Below are 25,595 nucleotides of genomic sequence, written 5' to 3' on the forward strand. Positions count from 1 at the left end.
AATCCGCACACAAGGGCAGACACCGGCTTGTACCTGCCATGCCGCGCACGGGCATCAACACGTGACGCCCGGTCGGCTGTTCCGGAGAGCATGCGAAGTATCGGGGCCATCGCCCGCGTGCTGGTCATGAATCCCGGGCCTGCGCTGCCCTCCGGATGGCGGCGCCGCGCGGGAATTCAGTCTTCCGCGACATCGGATTCCCGCATCGCCGTCGCATCCCGTGCCGGCACCGTCCGTGGCGCACCACTCCGCGCCATCGCTTCGAATACGCCATCACGACGTACCCAGGCGTGATACAGGGCGGCGCCCAGGTGCGCCATCACCAGTGCGAACAGCGCGTAACCAAGCACGCCATGCGCGCCGCGCAACCAGGCGTAGAGCGTCGGGTCGTGCGGGACGAGCGCAGGCAGTGCCAGCGTGCCGACCATCTGCACCGGATAACCGCCTGCCGACACCGTCGCCCAGCCCAGCAGCGGCATGGCCAGCATCAACGCGTAGAGCAGCCCGTGCGAGGCCTTCGCGGCGATCACCTGCGGACGTGGCAGGTCCGCAGGCAGCGGAGGCGGCGGACTGCGCCAACGGTGGTACAGCCGCACCAGCGCCAGCAGCAGGATGGCGATGCCGAGCGGCCGGTGCAGATCGATCAGCACGGGGCGCAGCGCCAACGAGGCGACCATGCCCACGCCGATGAACAGCATCGAGAGGATCAGGACGGCCATGCCCCAATGCAGCAGACGGGCAAGCGCATCGAAATGTCCGTGGCGATTCATCGCGCGGCCTCCCCGTCATCGCCCCGGGCGGTCTCGCGCTCTCGACGGTTGAACGACACCGCATAGGCCGCCGCGCGCGCCGCCAGGATCGGATCGCCGGAAAGCGCGATGCCTTCCGGCACCACCGTCGGGTCGTAGTTCACGTCGCGGCACGGGCCGGTGGCCTGCGGCTGGCTGCGCTCCAGCACCAGGACGCCGGCCACGTGCTGCGGACGGTCTTCGGGCCAGGCCTGCGATGGGTCGTCGACCGGATCGCCGGCTGCCGCCTCGGTGACGACCAGGTTCCAGCGCAGCGGACCCTGCTGCAGGCGCGCCTGGAGATCCTCATGCAGATAGTCCGCATCGGCATGCTCGCGTTCTGCATCGCCCAGGGGTTCGAAGGGCGCCTGTGGCTGCATCGACCAGCGCACGAAGCGTTCGCGTCCGGCGGCATCGATGAAGCGGAATGCGTTGACCCCGTTGTAGGCCGTGTTCGCCCAGCTGCTCGACCAGGCGGCGGATTTCGCCCACGCCTGGAACCGCTTCGCCTCCGGATACTCGGCAAGGAACGCCGCCATCCTGTCCGGATCCGGCTTGCCCGTTGCCGGATCCGGACGCGATGCCAGCAACTGCGCGTGGAATCCGGCCGGCGTGGCCACGGCGAAGAAGGGGAAGCTGTTCATCGCCATGCGCCACTCCTGTCCATCGTCGGTCTTCAGCAACAGCGCCAAGCTGCGTACCCGCGCCTGCGCATCGAGCGCATGCGGATCGGCGCCCCCGATCGACAGCCGGCCCTGCACCGCCGTGCGTGGCTGATGGAACACCCGTGCACGCGACAGCTGCGCGGCTTGCGCTGAAGGTTCGAAATAGCCGGCCACGCAGACGCCTTTGCTGTGCGCGCGACGGAAGCCGGGGTAGGGCTTGCCGCCCTCGATGGCATCCACCAGGCGCGGCGCTGTCAGGCGATCCCTCCCGATCCAGCCTCCCACCCAGGCGAACGCCGCGGCCAGGACCAGGAGGAGCGTGGCGATGGCGACCAGGGCCGGCCACGGCGCGGTGGAGGTTGTCGGCGGGAGCGGATCGGGGGGAGGGCTCGACATGGGGAGTTCCTGCAGCGTGGGATGACGGTAGGACGCCGCGTGGCGCGATTTATTCCCGCTGCCGCGGGTGTCGCGCCCCCTCGTCACGGGCCATGCGGAATAATCCGGCCTGCCCATGCGTCCCACCCCGGACCCCGCACCGCGTGCTCGCCCATGCCTGCTTCACCGCCACTGGATGATGACACCCTGCGCGTGCTGATCCCGCGCCTGCGCCGGTTCGCACGCTCGCTGGCGACCGACCCCGCAGCGGCCGACGACCTGGTGCAGGCCACGCTGGAACGCGCGTTGACCCGCGGCGACACCCGGCGCGACGAAGCCGCCTTGCAGCCCTGGCTGTTCTCGGTGCTGTACCGCCAGTTCGTCGACGACCATCGGCGCGCGGCGCGCTGGAAGCGCATCGCATCCCTGTTCGCCACCGAAGACGCGCATCGCCCGCCAACGCCGGATCAGGTCTTCGACGCTCGCACGTCGCTGTCCGCGTTCACCCGCCTGCCAGCGGACCAGCGTGCCCTGCTGATGCTGGTGAGCGTGGAGGGCCTGGCATATCGCGAAGCGGCCGAAGTCCTTGGCATTCCCATCGGCACGGTGATGTCGCGCCTGTCGCGGGCGCGGCAGGCATTGCGTGCGATGGACGACGAAAACGACCCTGCCGCTCCCGTGCTGAGGGCCCTGCGATGAACATCGATGCACTGCACCCCTCCCCCGACGACAGCGAGCTGCATGCCTACGTGGATGGCAGGCTCCCCCCTGCACGCCGGGCCCAGATCGAAGCCTGGCTCACCGCCCACCCGGCGCATGCCGTCCAGGTGGAAGGCTGGAAGCAGGATGCCGAGCGGCTGCGCACCCTGCATGCACACCCGGAGCACTGGAGCTCGAACGCGGCGCTGGAACCGGCCCAGGTGCGCCGCCGTCTCGGCGCGCGCAGGCGTGCCCGCCTGGGCATCGCGGCGGCGATGCTGCTGGCCTTCGGCGTGGGCGGCGGCGTGGGTTGGCAGGCGCGCGACATGCGGCCGGGGCAGGCCGCGTTGCCGATGGCGGATGCCGTCGCCGCGTATCGCCAATACGTGGATGCCGATGCGCCGCCGATGGAGTTCGATGCCAGCCGCGCCGACGATCTGCAGCGCTGGCTGCACCGCCATTTCGGCGAAGCGGGACGGGTGCCCGACCTGCGCGCGGCCGGCTACCGGTTGATGGGCGGGCGATTGCTCTCCACCGAACAGGGCGCCGCCGCGATGCTGGTCTATCAGGATGGATCGGGCGCACGCGTGGGCTTCTACCTGCGTCCGCGCGGCCAGTTGCGTGGCCAAGGCCAGCGCCGCGATGGCGACCTGCTGGCGCGGTATTGGTCGGTGCGCGACACCAGCTTCGCACTGGTCAGCAATGCAGCCGACGCCGCGGCCTCCGGATTGCCCCGCCTGCTGGACAACGGGTGAAGACGTTGCGCGGCTTTCAGGGGCGACGTCCGGCCCGGATCCCACTGGCCGGGGCCAGCACCTGCCGGGATCGCCCCGGCAGCCGTTTCATCCTGCCGCTGCGGGGAGTACGACCCTGAACGTGGTCCCGACGCCCACCTGGCTCTGTGCCGTGATCGCACCGCCTGCCCGTGTCACCAGGTCGCGGATGACGGAAAGGCCAAGACCGGTGCCCTCGCCCGCTGGCTTGGTGGTGAAGAAGGGGTCGAAGACACGCGCCAGCACCTCTTCCCCCATGCCGGCGCCGGTATCGGCGAACTCCAGCACGCTGCCACCGTCGTCACCTTGCGCGACGCCGATGGAGAAGACGCCGCCATGGGGCATTGCATGATCCGCGTTGGCCGCGATGTTGAGGACCATGAGCTCGAACCGGTCCCTGTCCATCCGGATCGGCGATGGGGCATCGCCCAGGGCGAACCGCAGTTCCACCTCGGGCTTGAGCAACTGGCGCAGCATGGACTGGACGTCCGCCAGGGCGCTGGCGGCATCGAAGGTCTCTTCCGCGTAGTCGTCCTGGCGCGCGAACGTCATCAGCTTGTGGGTCAGCAGCGTCGCCCGACGCGCCGCCGCCTCGATGCCTTCGAATGATGTCCTGCCGTCTTCAACCTGGCCCGCCCTGAGGCCCTTGCGCGCATAACCGCTGATCACGGCCATGATGTTGCCGAAATCGTGCGCCACACCTCCCGCCAGTCGACCCACCGCCTCGACCTTGCGCGCGTGGATGAGTTGCTCCTGTGCGAGCTCGCGTTCGTTGATCTCCTGCAGCAGGCGCTGGTTCGCCGCCGCCAGCTGGTTCCCGCGCTCCGTGGCTTCGCCCAGGCTCTGGCGCAACGCGGCCGAACTGCGGTCGAGCACGATGGCGATCATCAGGAACATGGCGGCACTGAACGCGGCGTCGCCGTACAGCGCGGCGGCATCGCCCTGGCGGGACACATCCACCGAGATGCCCAGGAAGAACGCGGCCACGATGCAGGCGAACATCAGCCAGAGCGCCGCCCTGCCCACCACGAGCCCCGCGATCGCCATCCAGATGACCAGCACGGGCTGCTCGAAGCGTTGGGCACCGAACCCGGTGGCCAGGTAGGCAGGCACCACGGAGGCGGCGAACACCACCAGCAACAGCCGCGAAGCCCACGCGAAACGTCCATGCCGGATCAGCGCGAAGCTGATGGCCGCGGCGGCGCACACCGACAGGCTCAGCGCCATGCTGGTCAATTCGCCCGGCCGCCACGGGATATCGACCGCAAAGGCGCGATACGCCCACGCCAGCGCAGGCAGCACCGCCAGCAGCGACGAGATCAGTTGCAGCATCGGCGCATTGCGCCTGTCGACCGGGTCGGCGATGGGTACATCGCGCCACCAGGCCATGGGCGCGCGCCACAGGCGGGCCAGACGCGATGCCGGAATACCCTGGCGCCCGCGGGCGACGAGGATGTCGCCCTCACTCATGAATCCGCTCTCCGGACGACCGGACGACGCGCAGGTTTCCCATCACTCCACTCCATCCAACCACGAAGACGGGTGAAGTATAGGCGTTACTGTGAGTCGACCCGGGCGGACTGGACGAGCAGCCGCACTTCGACGCGGCGATTGGGGATCAGGCATTCGCGCAGGGCCGCCTGGGGCTTCACACCGTCGCACTGCTGGACCTGCTCCACGTCACCCTTGAAGGTGTACGCGATCATGGCCGGATCGATGCCGCGCTCCATGAGCAAGGCCTGCACGGTCTGGGCACGCCGTTCGGAGAGCGCCTGGTTGTAGTCGAATCCGCGCCCCTGCAGACGGTCGGCGTGGCCCACCAGTTCCACGCCCGTCAGCGTCAGTCCTTCCTTGGGCAGGCGGGCCAGTTCGCGATCGAGGCTCCACAGCGAGTAGACCCGGATGTCGTCGCGACCGGAGCGGTCGAACTCGAACAGCACGTTGACGGTCAGCGCGGTGCCGGCGGGCACTGCGGCGGGTGCGTCGGGAGCGGCGCCGCATTGGCGCGCCATGGCTTCGGCGTCGCTGATCCAGTCCTCGGCGATCTGGATGTAGGGCTTGGCGTGGCGCCACTGCTGCTGGTTGAACTCGTTGCCCGCGTGCACCAGTTCCACTTCGCCACAGGCCACGGCCTGTTGCGCGCAGCCGAAGCCCGGCGTGCCGTGGATGGCACGCAGGCGTTGCCACAGGTCCTCGCGCACGCGTGCGGCACCGTTCACCAGCGGGGTGTCGGTCGGCAGCGGTGACACGCCCTGTTCCATGCCGACGATGAGCTTCTCCGATTCGGTCAGCGCTTCCTGCGGGAAGTCGCTGCGGTCGTTGCGGCTGTATTCGTGGAAGGACACGTCCAGCCAGCACTGCGCCTTGGACAGGTGGTAGTCGCGCACCGGGCGGCCGGCATCGTTGAGCGCCTTGATGCGCCCCTGCGTGTGCTCGTAGCCGGACAGGTCGGCGTGGATGGCCTCGTCGGTGATCCGGTCGCGTTGCGGGGAGAGCACGGTCTGCTGCGCGCTGGCGCCGATGGCCAGGGTGGCGAGGACGGCGGCGGCGAGAAGGGTGGGCTTGGTGATGGTCATGTCGTGTTTCCTCAGCGCACCGGGTCGCGGTAGCGGACGTCGTCTCTACGGAAAAGGTCTTCGTCGAACTTGAAGCGCAGCCGGATGAACGCGCCCTGCTGCGTGTACTCGTAACCGGTCAGGTCCTCGTCGCCGCGGAAGCCCGTGGCGTTGTAGCCCGCCGACAGCCAGAGGTTCTGCCGCAGCAGCCGCCCCACTTCCACGCCGAACGCATACTGGTTGGCGCCGTCCTGGCCGCGGAACGCGGAACCCAGCACGCCGATGTCCCAGTTCTCGGTGATGTCGTAGACCACGCGGCCGGAGACCAGCACCGCGTTGAAGTCGTCATCGACGCGGCCGGTGTCGGCATAGAAGAAGCTGTCCTGCTGCCACTTCGCGGCCACGCGGCCGGTCAGCCACCACGGCCGCGACGGATGCCAGTCGGCATGCGCCGAGACGATGTGCGCGCTGGTGCGGATGTCCTGGCCCGTGTCCGAACCGAAGCCCGAGCCGTCCATGCCGCTCTCGTCCTTCTCCAGCTTGTACTCGTAGCGGGCCAGCGCGTTGACGCGGTTGGTGTCCGTGTCGCGGTACGCCGCACCGATCTGGAAACGGTCCTGCAACACGTCGCCGCGCGCGTCGTACTCGGTGCGCAGCAGGTAGTTGCGTGCCAGCAGCGTCCAGTCGCGGCTCAGCTTGCGGGCCGCCAGGAACTGCAGCAGCGTGGTGTTGTAGCCCTCGTTGGTCGGCGTGCCGGCCACGTCGTCGGAGATGCGGTGCTCCACGCGCACGCTGCCGCGCCACATCGGATTGGCGGTGTAGTCCAGCGCGACGCCGATGCCGGTCGAATCGCCGACGTTGCCGGAGATCACGTTGGTATGTTCCAACGACGTATCCAGGCGCAGGCCCTCGCGCAGGTCCCAGCGGTTGCGGATGCCCGACGCGGCCTGGATGTCGCGGCCCGCGATGGCGTCACGCAGCCGGTACTCCGAGAACAGCTGGGTATCCTTGATGAAGCTGGTATCCACGCCCAGCGCGAGCGTGTCCGCTTCGCGGCCATCCTGGGTCAGGCCGTTGACGCCGCTGATGCCGGTCTGCTTTTCGTAGCGTCCATACACGCGACTGCGTTCGCGCAGCTGGTAGTCCATGCCGAGCGCCACGCGGTTGCGGTCCTCGCCATGGATGTCCTGCTCCACTTCGCCGCCGAGGCTGAAGCGATCGCTGGCGCGATAGCCCACGCCGATGCGCAGCATGTCCGAGGACAGTTCGGTGCCCACCGGCAGGCCGCTGGCCACGTCGTTCGGATTGCCGCTGCTGATGATCGGCAGGCCGGTCAACGGATCGAGCGGTTGCTGGCCATAGCCCAGCGCACCACCGCCGGCGCCGGTGGCATAGCCGCCGGACAATCCGCCGATGTTGCCGTAGCCGCTGTTGGTGGCCCAGGTGTAGTAGGCGCCCACGGTCTCGCGGATGGCGCGGTAGCCGACATCCAGCGTCAGCTTGTCGGTCAGCTTCACCCGCGTGCCCGCGCTGGCGGCGTTGCGTTCGCCCCCATCGGGATTGCGGTCTTCGCTGCGCAGCCCTTCGGCATACAGCTCGAACCGGTCGTTGAGACGCCAGCGCGTGGTCAGGCTGTACTCGCCGCGGCCGCCGTACAGCGGCGAAGCGGGATTGTTGAACTCCGGATCGGACTGGCCGGCGAACAGCTTCAGGTCCACGTCCTCGCTGGCGTGTCCCAGCTCCACCCGCCACGCGTTGCCTTCCACCAGCCCGCTGAGGCCCTGCAGCGCGGGCGTGCCGTACTGGTTGACCGAGTTGGTGTTCACTTCGCTGCGCGTGCGCGCGGCTTCGGCCACCAGCCACGTGTTCGCGCCCAGGCGGTAGCCGATGTTCGCGCTGCCCATCTCGAAGGCGGCGAACGGATTGCGGTCGTCCACGTACGAGCCGCCGATCTCGCCGTGCTCGCCCACGCGCAGCTGCGCATCCGCGCCCAGTACCAGGAACTTTTCGGTGCCCTGGTCCAGTTCGTAGGTGATGCGCAGCGAAACGGGGTTGAGGTCGCTGTCGAACGACGGCAGGAAGCTGTTGAGCAGGATGCGCCCGGAGAACGGCTCGAAGCTGTAGTCCACCAGCCGCCCCAGCGGACGCACCGAGACGATGCGCGAAGGCTGGTTGCGATCGCGGACGACCACTTCCACGCGCTCGCTGCCTTCCAGCACCGCATTGTTGCGCAGGCCGTAAGGACCGCTGCCGGAGGCGGGCAGTTCCTCGATCACCTGGCGCAGCGAATCCTCGATGGCGAAGACATTGCCGCGCACGCGTGCATTTTCAAAGTGCCAGCCCAGGCCGGTGGCGGTGCGGTTGTAGGTGCCCAGCACGCGCGGCGCGGCGCGGGTGCCGGCATCCACGCCAGTCTGCGTCGCGAGGTTGTCGCCGGTCTGGAAATCGCCATACAGCAGGTAGCTGCGGCCCTTGTCCACGCGTACGTACAGGCGTTCGGCCGAACGCGCATCGAAGCCGCGCAGCGAGGCGTCGCCGTATACGGGGTAGAACTCTTCCGGCTGGATGTCGCGCAACAGGCGGGCACGCACCTCCTTGTCGGAATCGTAAGCCGCGGTGAGAAGGTACTCCCCCTTGATGGTGCCCTTGGCGAAGAACGCCGCACGCGCCGCACCGTTGGCCTTGCCGCTGTTGAACTGCTTCTCCCAGCGACGGATCTCGCGCTCGAAGCCATCGCCGCGCTGGGTGCCGTTGATCAGCCCGTCGCCGTTGCGGCGGAAGTTGATCACGCCTTCGATCAGGCCGGTGGCGATCATGTCGCGCATTTCCGGCACGAAGCCGACCACGCCCTCGGCGCTGTGCGCGCCCGACGTCACCCGCAGCAGCACGTCCTGCGGATCATGCGGCGCGAGCAGTTCGAATTCGGCCCTGCCGTCGCGCACGGGAAGCTGCACGCCGGGCGTGGCCTTGTCGGCGTCCAGCCGGCCGGGACCGAGTTCGTCCGTGCGTCCGTCCGGCAGCTTGATGCGCCCACCGGTGTGCTCGATGGTGGCGAACGCGTCGCCCGCCATCGGCTTGCCGTCGGCATCGAACAGCTGCACCACCACGCGCACCGGCGACTGGCCATCGGCCGGGACGCCGTCGCGGTCGACATCGACTACCACGCGGTCGACACCCGCGTTGACGCGGTAGTCCACGTTGCCCGGCTGCGCGTACAGCGGTTGCGAGGCGGTGTCCTGCAGCTGCGGGGATTGCGGGAACAGGGGCGTGCCCTGCCCCAGCACGGGCGTGAAGCGCTGGTCGCCGGACACGGTCTGCGCCGTCGCCAGCGTGGGCACGATGGCCAGCGCGAGGGCGAGCGCCAGCGGATGGTGGGAATGACGCGTGACACGCATGGGCTTGGCTTCCGACGGGGCTGAGGGGCGGGAGGGGATGCGGCTCATGGCTGCACCTCCGTGCCTTCATCCCCGTCCGTGGCGGTCGGCCTCGGCGCGACGATCGGCTGCTGGTTGGCCGAATCGGTGGCCTGCTGCGGCGCGCGCGCCGGCTTGCTGTCGAAGCGCAACGGTTGCTGGTTGCGTTCGGTCTCCGGCGCGCGGATCTCGCCCTGCGTGCGGCGCGCCTTCACCTGTTCCATCACCGGGTTGGAGCAGCTGCCCTCGATGAAGTCCGCGCGGTGCAGCTCGCCGTTCTTCAGGTCGATGAAGAGGCTGTCCGCATCGCCCAGGTTGCGGTTGCTGCTGGTGGTCAGGCGCGAGCCGACCGGCAGCGTGGACGGATCGACCTTCAGCGTGTGGCTCTTCGGCGGCAGGCCGCAGTAGCTGTACTTGCCTTCCGAGTCGCTGACCATCCAGGTGCCGTCCTCGAAGTACATGCGTACGCCGGGGATGCCGATCTCTTCGCGGTCCTGCACGTGGTTGACGTTGCAGTCCACGAAGATCTTGCCCAGCACGCAGCCTTCGTCGGTGAACACGCCACCGCTGACAATCACGCGGTACTCGGCCGGATTGGACGGCACCACGCCGCCGTTCGGGTACGGCGTCAGCGTGGTCGGATCCACGCAACCGCCCTCGATGGAACAACCATGGGCACGCGCCCGGTTGATGCCGTCGCCCTGCTGGCTGCCCACGCCGACGCGCACGCGGTAGCTGAGCGTCTTCTGCGCGCCCACCGCGAGCGGACCGACATCGAACACCAGCGTCGGGCCGGGCTTGCCCAGCGGATTGGCGATGCCCGCACCATCGACACGCGCGGTGCCGTCGATGAAGGTGAACCCGTGCGGCAGGCGGTCGACCACGTTGACCGTGCCCATCGACGCACCCGCCGTCTGGCGGATGGTGATGGTGTAGACCAGGCTGTCGCCCACTTCCACCGTCTTGCGGTCGCCGGTCTTGGTGATGACCAGGCCCGGTGCGACCTGCGGGTCGAGCGGGATGTGGTTGTGCACCGGCACTGCCACGCCCGAACCGAGCGTCAGCTCCAGGTAGTAGCGGGTTGCCGTGCCCACCGGCGCCGTCGGCGCGGTGGCATTGGTCTGCACCGGATGCCCCACGCCCGGCGTGGACGGCGGCGACAGCGGCGCGGTTTCCGCCGGGATCATCCCGGACTCGAACGCGTAGCCGGCCGGCGGCGTCACTTCCAGCTGGAAGCGGCACGAGGCAGGCGCATCCGGACCGAGCAGGAACTGGTAGAAGCCTTCCGCACCGACCGTCATCGACACCGACGTGCCCTGCACGGTGTAGCCGCCCAGCGCGGCGTTCAGCACGTGCTGCTCGGGCGCGTAGCCCGCGCAGGTACCCACCGGCGTGAGCGTGACGCGTGAACCGGGGACCGGCGTGCGCGTGGTCGCGTCGTACACCACGCCACCGGGATTCAGCGGCAGGCTCTGCTGCGGCAGGTTGGCGCCCGGCGCCAGTACCACCGCCAGATGCGTGAAGCCGCTGTCGCTGCTGCGGCACGAACTGGCCGTGCCGTTGGCGACGGCACTGCCCGCATCGCACGGCACCGGCGGACCGGTGACGGTTTCGCCGCTGACCGGCAGGCCCCAGACCACGCCCGTCGCCGGGTCGCGGAAACGGATGGCCAGCGGGATGCCCGGCACCTGGTCGGCGATCGAGTACGTACCGTCCGCGCCCGTGGTCGCCGTGCCGACGACCTGGCCGCTGCCGTTCACCACCTCCACCACCCAGCCGGACAGGCGACGGTCGCCGCCATCGATCAGGCCGAACTCGCTGCCCTGGTCGAACCACACCGTGCCCGACACCGACGCAGACAACTGCACGGCGGTGGGCAGGCGGCACGCGTTCTGCGTGATCGCCGGATCGCACACCGGCAGATCGGCCGGATTGCCTTCGAAGTCGGCGCGCTCGTCGGTGGTCGGCGTGCGGAACTCGTTCTCGCCGCCGCCTTCCACCAGCACGGCGTTGTTGACCGGCGAACCGGTCGCCGCCGAGGCATCCACGCGGACCTGCGCGATGATGGCATCGGCCAGCGTGGCACCCGCCGCGATTACCGCACTGCTGCTGCAGCGGAAGCGGTTGTCGCCGGAAGCGCCGGTGCAGGTCCAGCCGTTGCCGGTCGGCGTGGCCGCCAGCGTGAGGCCGGCCGGCAGGCGGTCTTCCACCACGTACTCACCCGCGCTCGGCTGCTGGCCGATATTGCGCACACGGATGGTGTAGCTCCCCGGGTTGTTGACGGTGAACGTGGTGGGCGTAGCGGTCTTGCTGACCACCAGGTCCGGCGAATCGCCGATCTCGCCGAAGTTGTTGTCGACGGAATCGCCGCCCGGCGGCAACACGATGCCGCTGATGGCCGATGGCGTGGTGCTCACCGGCGTGGCAACGCCCACCGACGTGCCATCGAGGGTGCCCGGCGTGGTGATGCCGTTGAGCGTCTCCGCCGGCTGGGTGGGCTCGGTCACCGTGTAGGTGCCCGGGCGCAGGTCGTCGAAGCGGTAGCGGCCTTCGCTGTCGGTGGTGACGGTGACGTCGACCGTTTCGCCCAGCTCATTGGTGCCGGTCAGCACGACCTGCACGTTGGGGAAGCCGCCTTCGCCGGCATCGATCACGCCGTTGTTGTTGCCGTCGTTGTAGACGCGGCCGGCGATGCTGCCCGAAGGCACTTCACCGAAGTTGTTGCCGCTGGCTTCCTCGCCCACGCCCAGCACGACAGTGCTGATCACCGACGGTGCGCTGGTCGGCGGCGTGGCGGTGCCGCCACCCGTGCCAGGCACGGTGGTGCCGTTGAGCGTGCCGGCCGGCTGGTCGGGCTCGGTGATGGTGTACGTGCCCGGCGGCAGTTCGGTGAAGGCATAGCTGCCATCCGGCTGCGTGGTCACGTCGCGGGTGATGGTGTTGCCGGCCAGGTCGGTGCCGGTCAGGCGCACGACCACGTTGCCGATGCCCTGCTCGGACGGGTCGATGACGCCGTCGTTGTCGGTGTCTTCCCACACGCGGCCGCTGATCGCGCTGTTCAGCGGAATCTCGCCGAACAGGTTGTCGACCGATGCGCTGCCCGGCGTGGTCAGGTCGATGGTGCTGATCGCGCTGGGCACGGTGGCGATCGGTGTGGCGGTGCCGGTCGACGTGCCGCCGACGGTGCCCGCGACGGTCTGGCCGTTGCTGGTGCCGGTGGGCTGCTGCGGTTCGGTCACCGTGTAGGTGCCGGGACGCAGGCCACCGAAGGCGTAGTCGCCGTTCGCATCGGTGGTCGTGGTCACCGACACCGACGCGCCGGTGTCATCGGTACCGGTCAGGGTGAGGGTCACGCCTTCGATGCCGGTTTCGGCCGCGCCCGACTGCACGCCGTCGTTGTTGGCGTCGAAGAACACGCGGCCGGACAGCGACACGCCCAGCGTTTCACCGAAGTTGTTCTGTACCGAATCGCCGCCCGCGGGCAGGACGATGCCTGCGATGGCGCTGGGCAGGGTCGTCACGGGCGTGGCGGTGCCGCTGCTGCTGCCACCGACAGTGCCGGCCACCGTGATGCCATTGAGCGTGGTGACGCCCCCCACGACGGGCTGCGCAGCCTGCTCGGTCACCGCATAGGTGCCGGCCAGCAGATCGCCGAAGCGGTACTCGCCATTGGCGTCGGTCACGGCGGCAGCGACGGCATTGCCCAGCGCATCCAGCGTGCCGGCAGGCAGGCTGACGCTGACACCGGCGATGCCGTTCTCACCCGCTTCGCGCACGCCGTTGTTGTTGGCATCCAGCCACACACTGCCGGACAGCGATGCCGCCAGTTCGCCGAAGTCGTTGCCGCTGGAACCGGCGGCCGGCAGGTTGGTCAGCGTGATGCGGTTGGAGGTGTTCTCCTGCCCATCGGCCAGGCCGGTGGGCTGCGTTTCGACGATGCGGTAGTTCTGCCCCGTGATCGCGCCGCCGTAGCTGTAGCCGCCGTTCGCATCGGTGGTCAGCGTGACCGGCGGCAGATCGTCGCCAGTGCCGAACACGCCATCCGGGCCGGCGCCTTCGATGACCACGGTGACGCCGGGGATGCCGGGTTCGCCACCGTCCTGGTCGCCGTTGTCGTTGCGGTCCAGATAGACCGTGCCGCTGATGACGGCATTGGCGAGTTCGCCGAACAGGTAGCCGGTGGCCGCCTGGCCCGCAGTGATCGCGATGCCGTCGATGACGTTCGACGTGGTGGCGCTGCCCGGCGTGGCGGCATTGCCCGGCGTGTGCCGGCCATCGATGTAGCCGGTGGGCTGCGTCTCGGTGATCGTGTACGTGGTACCGGCCTGCGGCGGCAGCAGGTCGCGGAATACGTACGCACCGGCCGCATCGGTCTGCGCGGTGACATTGACCGCATTGCCCAGCACATCGGTGCCGGTCAGCGTCACGGTGACGTTGGCGATCGGATTCTCGCCACCGTCGAAAGTGCCGTTGTTGTTGTTGGCGGCAGTGGCCGAGAAATCCTCGAACACCAGGCCCGCCAGCGAACCCAGCGTTTCACCGAAGTCGTTGCCGGCGGAACCGGCCGGCGGCAGGTTGGCGATGTCGATGGCGTTGGTGGGATTTTCGGTGCCGTCGGCATAGCCCGCAGGCTGCGTTTCGCTGACGCGGTAGTCCTGCCCGACCACCAGGCCGGCGAACTGGTAGGCGCCATTGGCATCGGTCTGCACCGTCACCGGTGCCGGATCATCGCCATTGCCGAAAATGCCGTCGGCGCCCGCACCGGTCAGCGTGACGCTGACGCCCTGCAGCCCGCCGTTGGGACGCGAATTGACCGTGCCGGCGTCACCGCCGTCGAAGTTGCCGTTGCCATTGCGGTCCACGTAGACGCTGCCGGAAATACCGGCCACGGCGTCTTCGCCGAAGTTGAACACGGTGCCGTCGGTACCCGCACCCAGGTCGATGCCACTGATGCGGTCGGTGGTGGCGGCATCACCCGCCACACCGGTGCCCGGCGTACAGCCCGTGGCGCACGGCGCGCCGCCGACCTGGCCGGGATTCACTGCCGTCGGACGGTTCTGGTAGCTGCCGGTGGGCAGCGCTTCGCGCAGCGTGTAGACGATCAGCGGATCCAGATTGCTGAAACCGTAAGCACCGCTGCCATCCGTCGTCGTCGTCGCGACGACGGCACCAGTGCCGGCGTCGAGCAGTTCGACCGTGGCGCCGCTGATGGGCGCATCGCCCGCGTCGCGGATGTCGTTGAAGTTGCCGTCGATGTAGACGAAGCCCGACAGCGCCGGGCGGCGCACTTCAGGGAAGTCGTAGCGCACGCCGGCCTGGTCGGCGCCGACCGGGATGGCGGCGATGACCGAGTTGGGCGAACCGGCGCTGTAGGTGCCACCCAGCGAAGGCTCCGCGCCACCGCTGGTGGGCAGGGCCGCGGGACTGTTGACGAAGCCGGCAGGCTGCGTCTGCGTCAGTGTGTAGCCGGCGGCATCGGCCGGCGACAGATCGGTGAAGCTGTAACTGCCGTCGGCAGCGGTGATGGCACTGCGATTGACGGCGTTGCCGTACGCATCGATGCCGGTCAGGGTGATGGTCACGCCCGCGATGGCCGGCTCGGTGGCTGCACCCTGGTGGGTGCCGCCGTTGGCGCCGGTGCGGTCACGATCTTCGAACACCACGCCCGCCAGGCTGGAGCGCGTGATGCCCAGCGGCACGGTGGTCGTGTTGTTGCCCGGGACCGGATCGACCTGTTCGGTCACGATGGTCGCGGTGTTGTTGCTGGTACCGCCAGCGGGATACGCATCCCAGCGCGCGGGCACGATGATGCGTGCGCGACCGGTGACGGTCATGTCGCCCAGGTTGCAGGTGACGGTATTGCCCGCCTGGCTGCAGGTGCCCGTCCCGACGGGTTGTTCGTCGCCGCCCGGATCGGGGCCATCCTTCCGCCAGGTGATCGGACCGGTGACGATGAGGTTCGCCGGCAATGTGTCGGTCACCACCGTGCCGGTGCCATTGAGCGGACTGGTACCCGTACGGTCGCGCGAGAGACTCGCACCCGGACCGTTGTTGACCCCGCCGATCACGTAATAGAACGGCTGTCGCAGCGACACCGAGCCGATGGTGGGCGGCAGCGCCACGGCGGGATCCGGGTCGGGTGCCAGCGCGACCATGGTCTTGGTGACGGCCAGGTCGGCGCGCGAACGGATCGTCGTGTCCTGGTCCGCGGTGTTGTTGGCGAGGTTGGTGTCGGTCTCCGCCGAGCTGGCGGTCGCCGAGTTCAGCAGCGTATCGCCGGAGGCGCCGGGCGGCGTCTCGTAGGCATAGCGCAGGTAGAGCGTGCTGGTCTGGCCGGATGCCACCACACCCGGCAGGTTGGTGGAGAAGCCGATGCCCGGCATCACGCAATCCAGCACCAGCGGCGCACCCACTGCAGGGTTGCTGCCTGCGGTCACGCTGCAATCCGTGTCGACGAACGGCCCCGCTGTCGACGCGGACACGCCCAGGAAGCGCACGGTACGGCCCGCGAGCGGCGTCAACGTATCGCTGATGCGGACGTTCGTCGCCACCGACGGTCCGTTGTTGCGCACGGTCACGCGATACGTGATGGCGTTGTTGGCCGGTGTCACGGCGTCGTAGCCCAACGGATCCACGCCGCCGGTGAAGCCGGTATCCACCTTGTTGGTGATCAGGTCCACGCTGCCGCTGTTGAACGGCAGGCTGGCGCTGCGCTGGTCGTCGCCGGCGCTGCCGTCGGTATTGAAGTCGAAGCTGCCATTGGCATCCGAACCACTGGCCGGATCGGGCGTACCGTCGTTGTTGCGGTCGAAGAAGAAGTCCGCCACGTTGGTGAACACGCGTCCGGTGTTGCCGACGTTGACGTTCGGACGGATCACCACGGTCAGGCTTTCGGTCTGGCCATTGGCCAGCGACAGCGGCACGCAGGTCAGCGTGACCTGTGCGGTGCCCGCCGTCGGATTGGCATACGACACGCCACCTGCGGCAGGCGCCGTGGTGATGCCGGGACCGGGCGTGGCGGTGCACGTGGCGGTGCCGCCACCGGTCCGGGTGGCCGACATCAGCACGAAGCCGGCATCGTCGGCGGGCAGCGTGAACACATCGCGGAACACCACGCCCGGCACCGTCGACGGCCCCTGGTTGCGGAACGACATCACGTAGGTCGTGTTGACGCCGGCCTGGCCGGTCGCGCCCGAGGTGATGCTCTTCGCCGTGGTCTGCACGTTGGCGACGCGATCGATCCGCAGCCAGTCCGACGCGTTGTTGTTGGCCGCGTTGATCTCGCCGACCGACCCCGCCACGGCGGCATCGATGCCGACCCCGGCGGTATTGCAGAACGCGTTGGTCGTGGGCACGCCACCACAGGTTCCAGCCCCAAGGCCGGCACTGTCGAAGAGCGCGCGCTGCACCGTCAGTACGATGCTGGCGCTGGCGCCATTCGCCAGGGCCGTGGTGCCGGAACGGCACACGACCGACGCGCCGGTCGTGCAGTTCCAGCCCGCGGGTGCGTTCGCGCTGACGGTGGTGCGGCCGGCCACGAAACCCGGGATCGCATCGTTCACCACGATGCCGGTGGTGCTGTCCGGGCCGTCGTTGGTGATGGTGAGCGTGTAGGTCACCGTGTCCTGCGCGGCGGTCAGCACGTTGTCCGCATCGCCCGGGCCATTGGTCTGCTTGGCGATGCGCAGGTCGGCGCGCTCGTCGGTGGTGCGGGTGCCCGCGCCGCTGCAGTCGTTGCCGGTTTCCGGATCCTGGTCGATGCCGCCGGCCGTCAGCGGTTCGACCGAACCGTTGGAGCCGCCGGTGCACGCGGTATTGGTCAGCGCGCCCGCGGCACGCGCGCGGCTGATGATCTGCAGCTGCGGCGAGTCGCTGTTCACCGCCAGCGGAAGCGAACCGGCATTCAGGTCGCAGGTCACGCGCTGCCGCGCGGGCGGCACGGCGTACGGATTGTCGACCGCGCAGGTCCACGGACCGGACGCGGACACGAACTCCTCACCCGCTGCGAGTTCGTCGACCACCTGCACCTGCCCGCTGGCGGCGCGCGGCCCCAGGTTGCGCACGCGGATCAGCGAGGTCATGCGGCTGTCGGTGTCGGGGCCGATGCCGTCCCACACCGCGACCAGCGCCGGCGACTTGCTCTTGGTCATCGACAGGTCGGCACCGTCGGCCAGCACGGTGAAGGTGACGCTGCCATCGTTGTTGTTCACGCCCAGGACCGGACCGTTCGGATCCGGCGTGGTGGAGGTGATCGTCGCCGTGTTGGTGACGTCGCCGCTGCTGTTGGCGCCCGTGGAGGGCACGGTGGCGACGATGGTCAGTGTTTCCACCGCGCCGACCGGCATGCCCGCCGCGCGCGTGCATGTCCGCGTGCCGTTGGCGCCATCGTTGCTGCAGTTCCAGCCACCCGGCTGGGTGCCGCCGGTGATCACGAAGCCCGCCGGCAGCGCGTCGGTGAGGCTGACGTTCTGCGCCACGCTCGGGCCGAGGTTGCGCGCGGTCAGGGTGAAGGTGACGGACTGGCCCGCGATCGCGGGCGCGGGTGCCGCGGACTTGCTCAGTGCCAGGTCGGCACCCGGCGTGATGCTGGTGGTGACGTCGGCATCGTTGTTGCTCGGATCCGCATCCGGCGTGCCGATGGCTTCCACCGTCGCCGCGTTGATGATGTTGCCGCTGCCGGCGTTCACGCGGGCACGGAAGGTGAAGCTGCTGCTCGAGCCCACCGCCAGCGTGCCGGCGTGGGTCGCGGTCATGGTGCCGCTGTTGAACGTCCAGCCGGCGCCATTGAAGCTGCTGGCCACGTACGTCGTCGCTGCCGGCAGCGTGTCCACGACACGGAAGTTGGTGGATGCGCTCGGACCGTCGTTGAACACGGTCAGCGTGTAGGTGACTTCGGCACCGCCCACCACGGGATCCGGCGTGGCGCTCTTGAGCAGGCGCAGGTCGCCGGCGGTGGTCAGCGTGGTGGCTTCGTTGCGCTGGTTGTTGGCGGTGTTGGTGTCGCTGGCGAAGAATGCATCGCCCGGCGTGAGTGCCGTGATCGGCGTACCGGCCGGCGGTACTGCGGAACCGAATCCGATGGCGCCACGCATCGTCACCGTGCCCGGCGCCTGGCCGCCCGTATCGACGCCGAGCTGGAAACTGACCGGCGCGCCCTGCGCCGTCTGCGTGCCCACCAGTTCGCCCACCGCGCACACCACGCGCGCGGGCACGCCGGCGTCGGCGCTGCAGAACGCCGGCAGCGTGCCGGCCACGGTGCCGGCAGGCAGGTCGAAGATCACCACGGCGTTGGGCACCGTATCGGCGGCACCGTTCTCGACCGTGACGTTGTAGACCACCTCGCCGCCAGCCGGCGTCGGATCGTAGCCCGTGTCGGAAAGGTCCGTGATCTGCAGGTCGGCAGCCAGTGCGGCAGGTGCCAGCAGCCATGTCGCCAGGGTCATCCAGCGCCACGCCCGGCTGCGATTCTGCAGCGACCACCCTGTCGAACCCGCGCGCGCGCGCGCGCATCCGCCGATCAACGTCGGCTCACCCTGCTTGTTCACTGACTTTCCCCTGTTCCGCTTGGCCGGATCGAACCCGGCAAGCCATCAGGACGGCCTTGCCCGCGTCGCGGCGTAAACCGTGGCGGCGGGCGACCCTCGGGATGGCGAGAAGACATCACCGCTCGCGCGGTGCGGTTCCGGTACCGATGTCGGCACCGGATGTGAGAAAAGTCTCTATTGCGCCGGGACGCGCATCAATGACGGTGACTCACCCAAACTCACCGTTTCTCACCGGAAGAGCATCAGGGTGCGAATACGTAGCCGATTCCACGCACGGCGCGCAGCGGCAGCGGCTGCGAAAAACGGCTGTTGACCTTGCCGCGGAGACGATGGACCAGAACGTCCAGCCGATGGGGATCGAAATCCCAGGGCTGATCGGTCAGCACGTCGATCAGGGCCGTCCTCGATACGGGAATGCCAGGCTGCTCCAGAAGCCGTGCCAGGATCGTGCGTTCTGCCTCGCTGAGCGCCAGCGTCCTGGCATCGGGTCCGTGCAACGTCCAGCCCGCATCGGACAACGACCAGACCACCGCACGCGGGTCATCCGATGACGCGCCATTCATGGCAGGCGCGAGCCGGCGATGGAGATTGGCGACGGCCACGGCCAGCACGTCGTAATCGACGGGCTTGGTCAGGAAGAGATCGGCACCTACCGCAAAGCTCTGCGCCATGAGCTTTTTGCCGCCGCGGCCGGTCAGCAGGATGATGCCCACCGAGGCAAGCTGCCGCAGGTGCGATGCCACCCCCAGCCCACTCTCGCCAGGCAGGCCGATGTCCAGGACCACGATGTCGAGCGCCTGGACACTCATGTGGCGATACAGGGCTTCCGCACTCGCCAGCCCGACAACGTCGTAGCCACGCTCGCTCAGCTCCTCAACGATCAGGCCTCGCAGTTCGTCTTCATCTTCGACAACGGCAACGCGTGGAGACGGCAAGTCGTGTTGGCTCATGGAAGGGGAAGTCGACGGCTCAAATGTAGCGTAACTCACATTTCACGGGCGATGTCGACCCCCACGAGGGGAAATCGCGCCGGGTCGCCTTCCCGCGCAACGCGGACCAGGCTGACGCCTGTCCCGGGTCGCAGGTGCGGCAACCGCGCGCGCTCCTACTGCAACGACCACACGCTATGGGGATCGCCTTCGCGGCCCCGTCGCAGGGTCGCCGCCGCCATGCGCTGGAACGCCAGCGCCATGGCCAGCGCCGTTGCATCGGTCAGGGCGCGGTGCCAGTGGCCGTTCCACAGGGCGGCGAACAGGTGTTCACCCGACCCGATCCAACCGGCGACCGGGATGGCCGCGGTCAACAACGCGCACAACCAGAGCAGTTCGTGCGCTGCGCGTGCCGGCGGCCGCAGGAATGCCCATGCGATGGCCGCCAGGAAGACAACGGCATAGCTGCCCGCGATGGATACACCTGGCAGCAGCGCGGCGACGAGGAACACCGCCGATATGCCGGCGATGCACCCCAGGCACACGCCGATGGTCAGGCCGGCCACGAAGCGCGTTTGTCCGGGTTGTTCCACCTGCCGCCGCTTGCGCCGCGCCTCGATCCACAGCAGGTTGCCGCTGTAGAACAGGAACGCACCGGCGAGACCGAGCAGGAAGTACAGCCACTTCACCGCAAACCCGCCGAAATTGCCGTAATGCAGCGTCTGCAGGCCACGCAACATCGACATGCCGGGCGGAAAATCCTTCGGCCCGACGGCGGCGATGACCTCGCCGGTCACCGCGTTGACGGCCACGCCGCCGAATCCGTTGAGTCGACGTTGCGGCGCTTCGCCGTACGCCGTCACCTGGGCATTGGCATCGCCTGCGTCATGGTAGAAGAGACTTTCGGCGGTCATGCCGGGCAGTGCCGTCTCGACCCGCCGCACCAGGTCCGCGACAGGCAGGAAGGGTCTGGCGACCCCGGCCGGCTCGACATGCGGGGCGATCTCGAAATCCTGCTCCAGCACCGTCATCAATCTGTTGTCGAACACCAGGAACTGGAACGGCGCCAGCATCAGGAAGCCGATGGTCAGCACCGCCCCGCTCCAGGCGAAAATCACGTGGAAAGGCAGCGAGAGCACGCCGACCACGTTGTGCGCGTCCTGCCACAGCCGCTTGATGTTGCGGCCCACGCGCAGCGCGAACAGATCCTTCAGGAACACCGGCGCATAGATCACCACGCCGCTGACCAGGGCCAGCCCGTACAGGATGGACACCACGCCGAAGAGATACGTCCCCCAGGTGCGAGGCAGGCCTGCGGTGAAGTGCAGGTCGTAGATGAACTGGACGAATCCGCTGCGCCCGGGCATCTGTTCGAGCTCGCCATCGTCCCTGAACACGAACTTGTGCTGCGTGTCCGTCGCCGTTTCGTACCAGTACGCCGATGGTCGTGGGCCGTGGTCGCCGGGGAGCACGAGCGTCAGCCCCTCCGCCGCCTTCGGCTGCTCGCGCAGCACGCGTTCGACCAGCGCCTGCGACACGTCCATGGCCTCGGCATGCGACGGCGTCGCCTGCGGCGCGCGTTCCCACCCCTGCAGCTCGTGCACGAAGACGGTGATGGCACCGGCGTAGAACGCGATGAACAGCAGCATGCCCGAGGCGAGCCCGACCCAGGTATGCACCGAGAGGAAGATCCTCAGCGTCGTCGCCTTCATGCCGGCAACTCCGCCGCCCAGCCCACGGACTTCGCCACATGGATCAGCGCGAAGCACAGCAACGTCGCGCCTCCCATCCACATCCAGGCGCGCCAACCGGTCCTGGCCAGGAACGCCAGCGACATCACCCCTACCCAGAGCGGGAATGCCATCAACAGCCACGGCAGGGTGATGCGCTGCAGTTCCCCCGGCCATACCAGCACCAGCAGACCGATGACGCCCACGGTCAGGGGCAACCCCAGCAATGCTGCGGCGAACGACTTACCCCACATGGGCCACCCCCTTGCGCGTGCGGCGCCAGGCATCCAGGTAAGGCAGCGCCACGACGCCGGACATCCAGGCGGTCAGCGCGGAGAACACGCCGGCCCAGACCCCCAGCGCCACGATGCCCATGGCAACCGCCAACACGGCGGACAGCCAGGCCGTTGCGCGCGCCAGCGTACGGTGCGCTGACATGCGCGCCCACAGTTGCTGGTGCGGGCTCGCCAGATAGAAGGCGCTCGCGGAGAACAGCGAGAGCAACAGGTAGAGCAGGGTCATCGCGAATGCCTCGTCGTCATGTCCGGATACCGCGCGCTACCAGCGCGCCTCGAATCCGATCCCCAGCACACGCGGTGCGCCGAGGATGCCGTGGGTCAGGTCCAGGCTCTGGTCGGTGTACCGGTACTGGATGTACTCCTCCCCGAACAGGTTCTCGGCGAACAGCCAGGCGCTCCAGTCCAGCGCTTCGTAGCCGAAACGGCCGTTGACCAGCGTGCGTGATCCAAGCTGGTCCTGCACGGTACCGGTGGTGCCATAGATAGCGCTGCGGTGATTGGCATTGAGGTTGGCCACCCAGTTGTCCGCGAAGCGCCAGTTGGCGCCGACGGCCAGCGTCCAGTGCGGTGCATACGCGAACTCGCTGCCGGAGTAGTCGTAGATGTTGCCGCCCAGGACCGGTTCGAAGTCATCGAACTGCGTGCGCGAATGACCGAGCGAGGCGTACCAGTCGAAACCGTCGGAGGGACGGTGCGTCGCTTCCAGCTCGAAGCCGTACAGGTGCGCGCGCCCGGCGTTGACGGTGTGGTAGTCGAAACTGCCCTGGCCGAAGTTGACGCTGACCTGCTTGTCCTTCCAGTCGATGTAGTACGCATTGGCATTGACCGTCAGCCGACCATCGAACCATTGCGAACGCAGCGAGACTTCGTAGTTGTCGGTGTATTCCGGGTCGTAGGCGACCACCATGCTGCGTGCCAGATTGAAGCTGGAACCGCCCGACCGGTAACCCCGCTGCGCCACGAAAGCCAGCGAAACATCCTCGCTGATGTCATGGCGCAGGCCCAGCTTGGGCAGGAACGTGTCGAACGTGCGCGTGGAGTACGGTGAGGTGCCGTTGGCCGCGCCGACGAAGCCCAGCACGGCCTGGTTGATGCCCGCGATCACCGGCGCAAGCGGCGAACCGAACATCGCCGGATCGGGCAGCGTGCCGGTGAAGACAGCCGAGGTCCGGCTGCCGAAGCCATAGCGCTGGCGGTCGTAGCGGAAGCCGCCCAGCAACGTGAAGCGCGGGGCCAGGTCGAACTCGACATCGGTGAACAATGCCTTGTTCTCCGAACGCGAGGGGGATGCGCTCCGGTAGTCCACCGGGATCACGGGCAGTGCGGCGACATACTGCTGCGCGATGGCGCCGGCCGTTGCCGGGTCCAGCCCGATCGACTGCAGAAGGCCGGCGATGGTTTCGCCGGGTGTGTCGACATTGGTCAGGCTGGCCGTGGCATTGCGGGTGTCGCGCTCGGAGTAGTAGAGCCCTGCCAGGGCGCGCAGGCGCGCGCCTTCGTAGCGCACCCGCAACTCCTGCGACAAGGCTTGGGAATCGAGTTCAGCGCCACCGGCCGCACCGGGCGTGGCGGTGTAGTCGTTGTCGTAGCGCCGATGGCTGTCGGCATCGCTCCAGGCGGTGACGGAATTGAGCGACCACCGGTCACCGAGACCGTAGTCGACTTCCAGCGTGGCGCTGTTGGTGCGGGTGTCGTCGATGTTGGGTGCGTCGGAAAGGTTCACCCGGTTGTCGAAGTAGTCCGGCACATCCAGGCTGCTGTAGGTGAACGAATACGGCCCCGTGCGATCGAAGTGGTTGAGACTCAGGCGCGCCGTCAGGCCCGGGATTCCCGCGGGCGTCCACAACACCTTGGCACGCACCAGCACCGACTCCAGCGCATCCTCGCCGACACCGCGGGTCGGATTGTCGACGAAGCCGTCGAAATCGCGCCGCTCCACGGCCAGGCGCACACCGAGCTCATCCTCGATGAGGGGTCCGCCGACCGCGAAAGCGAGCCGCTGGTCGGAGGGGTCCGACAACAGCAGGCGGGCCCGCCCACCCCATGCGTCGAGGTCCGGGTCCTGCGTGCGGAGCACGACCGCACCGGCCAGCGCATTCTCGCCCTGGATGGTCGATTGCGGTCCGCGGAAGATCTCGACCTGGGACAGGTCCCACAGCGTGCTCGGACCGGTGGCCGTCATGAAGTGCGACATCGCCGCCCCATCCAGGTAGATGGTGGACAGCGGCGATCCTTCGCCGTCGTTGTTGTTGATGCCGCGCAAGGTGAAGCCCGAATCGCCATAGGTCTTGCTGACATTGGCGGTGCGGTCGAACACCTGGTACAGGCTCACCAGGTTTTCCTGCTCCATGCGCACGTCCGTGGTGACCGCCACGCTGGTGGTGGTGTCCTGCAGGTCGCGATCGGACTTCTCGCCCTTGACCACGATGGTGTCGAGCGTGGCAGGGCCGGTACCGCCGCTGTCGGGAGCGGACGTCTGGGCGTGGGCGAATGAAGCAGGCAACAGGGCCGCGCACAAGGCGGCGGCCAGGCGTGTGACGCGCATGCGAATCTCCGGCAAGCAGGTGGGAGGATTGGCATGGCGGCAGCTGTGCCGGCCGCGGAGCGGCCACGACCGATGGGATCGTGGCGGGGATTCTAGACGTGTTCAACGTCGTGTTGAAACCCCGGTGCACGCCAGCGGCGTGATTCGCCGGTGCGTGCGGGTCTTCCTCCGGTCCGCGGCTGTCCCTGCCGAGCCGGCAGGACCTACCTACCGCCGCGGGGAATCACGACGCTGCTTTCCTGGAGGCGCGTCAGCCTTCTTCTCCCAGAACGAGGGCGGCGGGTTCGTGGTGCTGCTCCCGGAGAAGCTGGTTCACTTCGGCCAACGACGGCATGGCGGCGAATGCACCCTTCCGCGTCACCGCCAACGCACCCACGGCAGCGCCGAAGCGGATGGCGTCTTCAAGACCTTCCCGATGCTGGCAGAAGACATGGAAACCCCGGCCATCGCCACCGAGTTCTCCCAACCGGAACAGCAGCCCGCCCACGAAGGCATCACCGGCCGCCGTGGTATCGCGCGCTTCGACGCGGAAGCTGGGCGCGTGCCCGGACGCCTGCCGCGTGAACCACCGGATCTGCGCGGCGCCATCGGTGACGATCAGCCAGTGCGCCTTGCCTTCGAAGATGCGCGCCCGCACGGCCGCCTCGCCATCGGCGCCGCCACCCAGTGGCTGCGCCAGATAATCCAGTTCCTCCTGCGAGAGCTTGACCAGGTCGGCAGCCGACAAGGCCTGCCACAGGCGCGGGCCCGGATCCACGCCTTCGGGCCACAGCGCCGGACGCAGGTTGAGATCCAGGCTCACCATCGCTCCGGCATCCCGTGCGCGCGCCATGCCATCGAGGGTCGCTTCGGCGACACCGGCTTCGGTCAGGCTGTTGGAGCAGACATGGAAACTGCCGGTGCCACCAAAGCAGGCAGGCAGGAAATGCGCGCTGCGGAACAGCAGGTCGGCGGCGGGCGGGCGGTAGAAACTGAAGCTGCGCTCGCCCTGCTCGTCCAGCGCAACGAAGGCCAGCGCGGTCTTGGCAGCGTTGGTGCGCACGATGCAATCCGTCGCCACGCCGGCAGCGACGAAACTCTGCAGCAGGAAGTCGCCGAACATGTCGTGACCCAGCATGCCGGCGAAATGCGCGTCGGCGCCCAGCCGTGCCGCGGCCACGGCCACGTTGGCGGGCGCACCGCCGGCGTACTGCAGGAATGCGCGCGGCGTGTCGGCGGTGGCAGGGGGCTGGGCCAGCAGATCAATGAGGGCCTCGCCGAAACAGACGATCTTCGACAT

At 68.4% G+C, this 25,595-nt stretch carries 14 protein-coding genes; 2 read left to right on the forward strand and 12 right to left on the reverse strand.

The features are described 5' to 3' along the window. Nucleotides 1–176: 176 nt before the first annotated feature. Nucleotides 177–770: a cytochrome b gene (locus ACIPRS_RS06600; RefSeq protein WP_337730797.1), complete on the reverse strand. Its 594-nt coding sequence runs from the start codon at nucleotides 768–770 to the stop codon at nucleotides 177–179. Next, nucleotides 767–1,849 carry a catalase family peroxidase gene (locus ACIPRS_RS06605; RefSeq protein WP_446537938.1) on the reverse strand — a complete coding sequence of 361 codons (1,083 nt, stop codon included), beginning with the start codon at nucleotides 1,847–1,849 and terminating at the stop codon, nucleotides 767–769. Before ACIPRS_RS06605 ends, ACIPRS_RS06600 begins: the two co-directional genes overlap by 4 nt. A gap of 153 nt (nucleotides 1,850–2,002) precedes the next feature. Here ACIPRS_RS06605 and ACIPRS_RS06610 point away from each other — a divergent pair, with 153 nt between their 5' ends. Together ACIPRS_RS06610 and ACIPRS_RS06615 are read left to right on the forward strand one after the other, a co-directional pair. Beyond that, the gene (locus ACIPRS_RS06610; protein ID WP_446537939.1) at nucleotides 2,003–2,527 is read left to right on the forward strand and encodes a sigma-70 family RNA polymerase sigma factor; all 525 of its coding nucleotides are present in this window, start codon (nucleotides 2,003–2,005) and stop codon (nucleotides 2,525–2,527) included. Beyond that, nucleotides 2,524–3,282: an anti-sigma factor family protein gene (locus tag ACIPRS_RS06615; RefSeq protein WP_446537940.1), complete on the forward strand. Its 759-nt coding sequence runs from the start codon at nucleotides 2,524–2,526 to the stop codon at nucleotides 3,280–3,282. Before ACIPRS_RS06610 ends, ACIPRS_RS06615 begins: the two co-directional genes overlap by 4 nt. A gap of 87 nt (nucleotides 3,283–3,369) precedes the next feature. On the opposite strand, the gene ACIPRS_RS06620 is transcribed toward ACIPRS_RS06615, so the two are convergent. The 10 genes from ACIPRS_RS06620 to ACIPRS_RS06665 all read right to left on the reverse strand — a co-directional run bounded on the left by ACIPRS_RS06620 (nucleotide 3,370) and on the right by ACIPRS_RS06665 (nucleotide 25,595). Then, nucleotides 3,370–4,770, reverse strand: coding sequence for a sensor histidine kinase (locus ACIPRS_RS06620; RefSeq protein WP_446537941.1), 1,401 nt, complete (start codon nucleotides 4,768–4,770; stop codon nucleotides 3,370–3,372). A gap of 86 nt (nucleotides 4,771–4,856) precedes the next feature. Continuing rightward, nucleotides 4,857–5,876 carry an OmpA family protein gene (locus tag ACIPRS_RS06625; RefSeq protein ID WP_446537942.1) on the reverse strand — a complete coding sequence of 340 codons (1,020 nt, stop codon included), beginning with the start codon at nucleotides 5,874–5,876 and terminating at the stop codon, nucleotides 4,857–4,859. A gap of 11 nt (nucleotides 5,877–5,887) precedes the next feature. Then, nucleotides 5,888–9,298, reverse strand: coding sequence for a hypothetical protein (locus ACIPRS_RS06630; protein WP_446537943.1), 3,411 nt, complete (start codon nucleotides 9,296–9,298; stop codon nucleotides 5,888–5,890). Then, nucleotides 9,295–18,813 carry an SdrD B-like domain-containing protein gene (locus ACIPRS_RS06635; RefSeq protein ID WP_446537944.1) on the reverse strand — a complete coding sequence of 3,173 codons (9,519 nt, stop codon included), beginning with the start codon at nucleotides 18,811–18,813 and terminating at the stop codon, nucleotides 9,295–9,297. Before ACIPRS_RS06635 ends, ACIPRS_RS06630 begins: the two co-directional genes overlap by 4 nt. 242 nt (nucleotides 18,814–19,055) lie before the next feature. Next, entirely contained in the window at nucleotides 19,056–19,763 is a 708-nt protein-coding gene (locus ACIPRS_RS06640) for a response regulator transcription factor (protein ID WP_446537945.1), read from the reverse strand. A 155-nt stretch (nucleotides 19,764–19,918) separates the two neighbouring features. Continuing rightward, nucleotides 19,919–21,454, reverse strand: coding sequence for a PepSY-associated TM helix domain-containing protein (locus ACIPRS_RS06645; protein ID WP_446537946.1), 1,536 nt, complete (start codon nucleotides 21,452–21,454; stop codon nucleotides 19,919–19,921). Then, nucleotides 21,451–21,726: a hypothetical protein gene (locus ACIPRS_RS06650; protein ID WP_337730807.1), complete on the reverse strand. Its 276-nt coding sequence runs from the start codon at nucleotides 21,724–21,726 to the stop codon at nucleotides 21,451–21,453. Before ACIPRS_RS06650 ends, ACIPRS_RS06645 begins: the two co-directional genes overlap by 4 nt. Continuing rightward, nucleotides 21,716–21,994, reverse strand: a complete 279-nt coding sequence (locus ACIPRS_RS06655) for a hypothetical protein (protein WP_446537947.1) — start codon at nucleotides 21,992–21,994, stop codon at nucleotides 21,716–21,718. Before ACIPRS_RS06655 ends, ACIPRS_RS06650 begins: the two co-directional genes overlap by 11 nt. 36 nt (nucleotides 21,995–22,030) lie before the next feature. Then, the gene (locus ACIPRS_RS06660; RefSeq protein WP_446537948.1) at nucleotides 22,031–24,316 is read right to left on the reverse strand and encodes a TonB-dependent receptor; all 2,286 of its coding nucleotides are present in this window, start codon (nucleotides 24,314–24,316) and stop codon (nucleotides 22,031–22,033) included. 250 nt (nucleotides 24,317–24,566) lie between these two features. Further along, entirely contained in the window at nucleotides 24,567–25,595 is a 1,029-nt protein-coding gene (locus tag ACIPRS_RS06665; protein ID WP_446537949.1) for a carbohydrate kinase family protein, read from the reverse strand.

The organism is Pseudoxanthomonas sp. LARHCG66 (assembly GCF_052871755.1).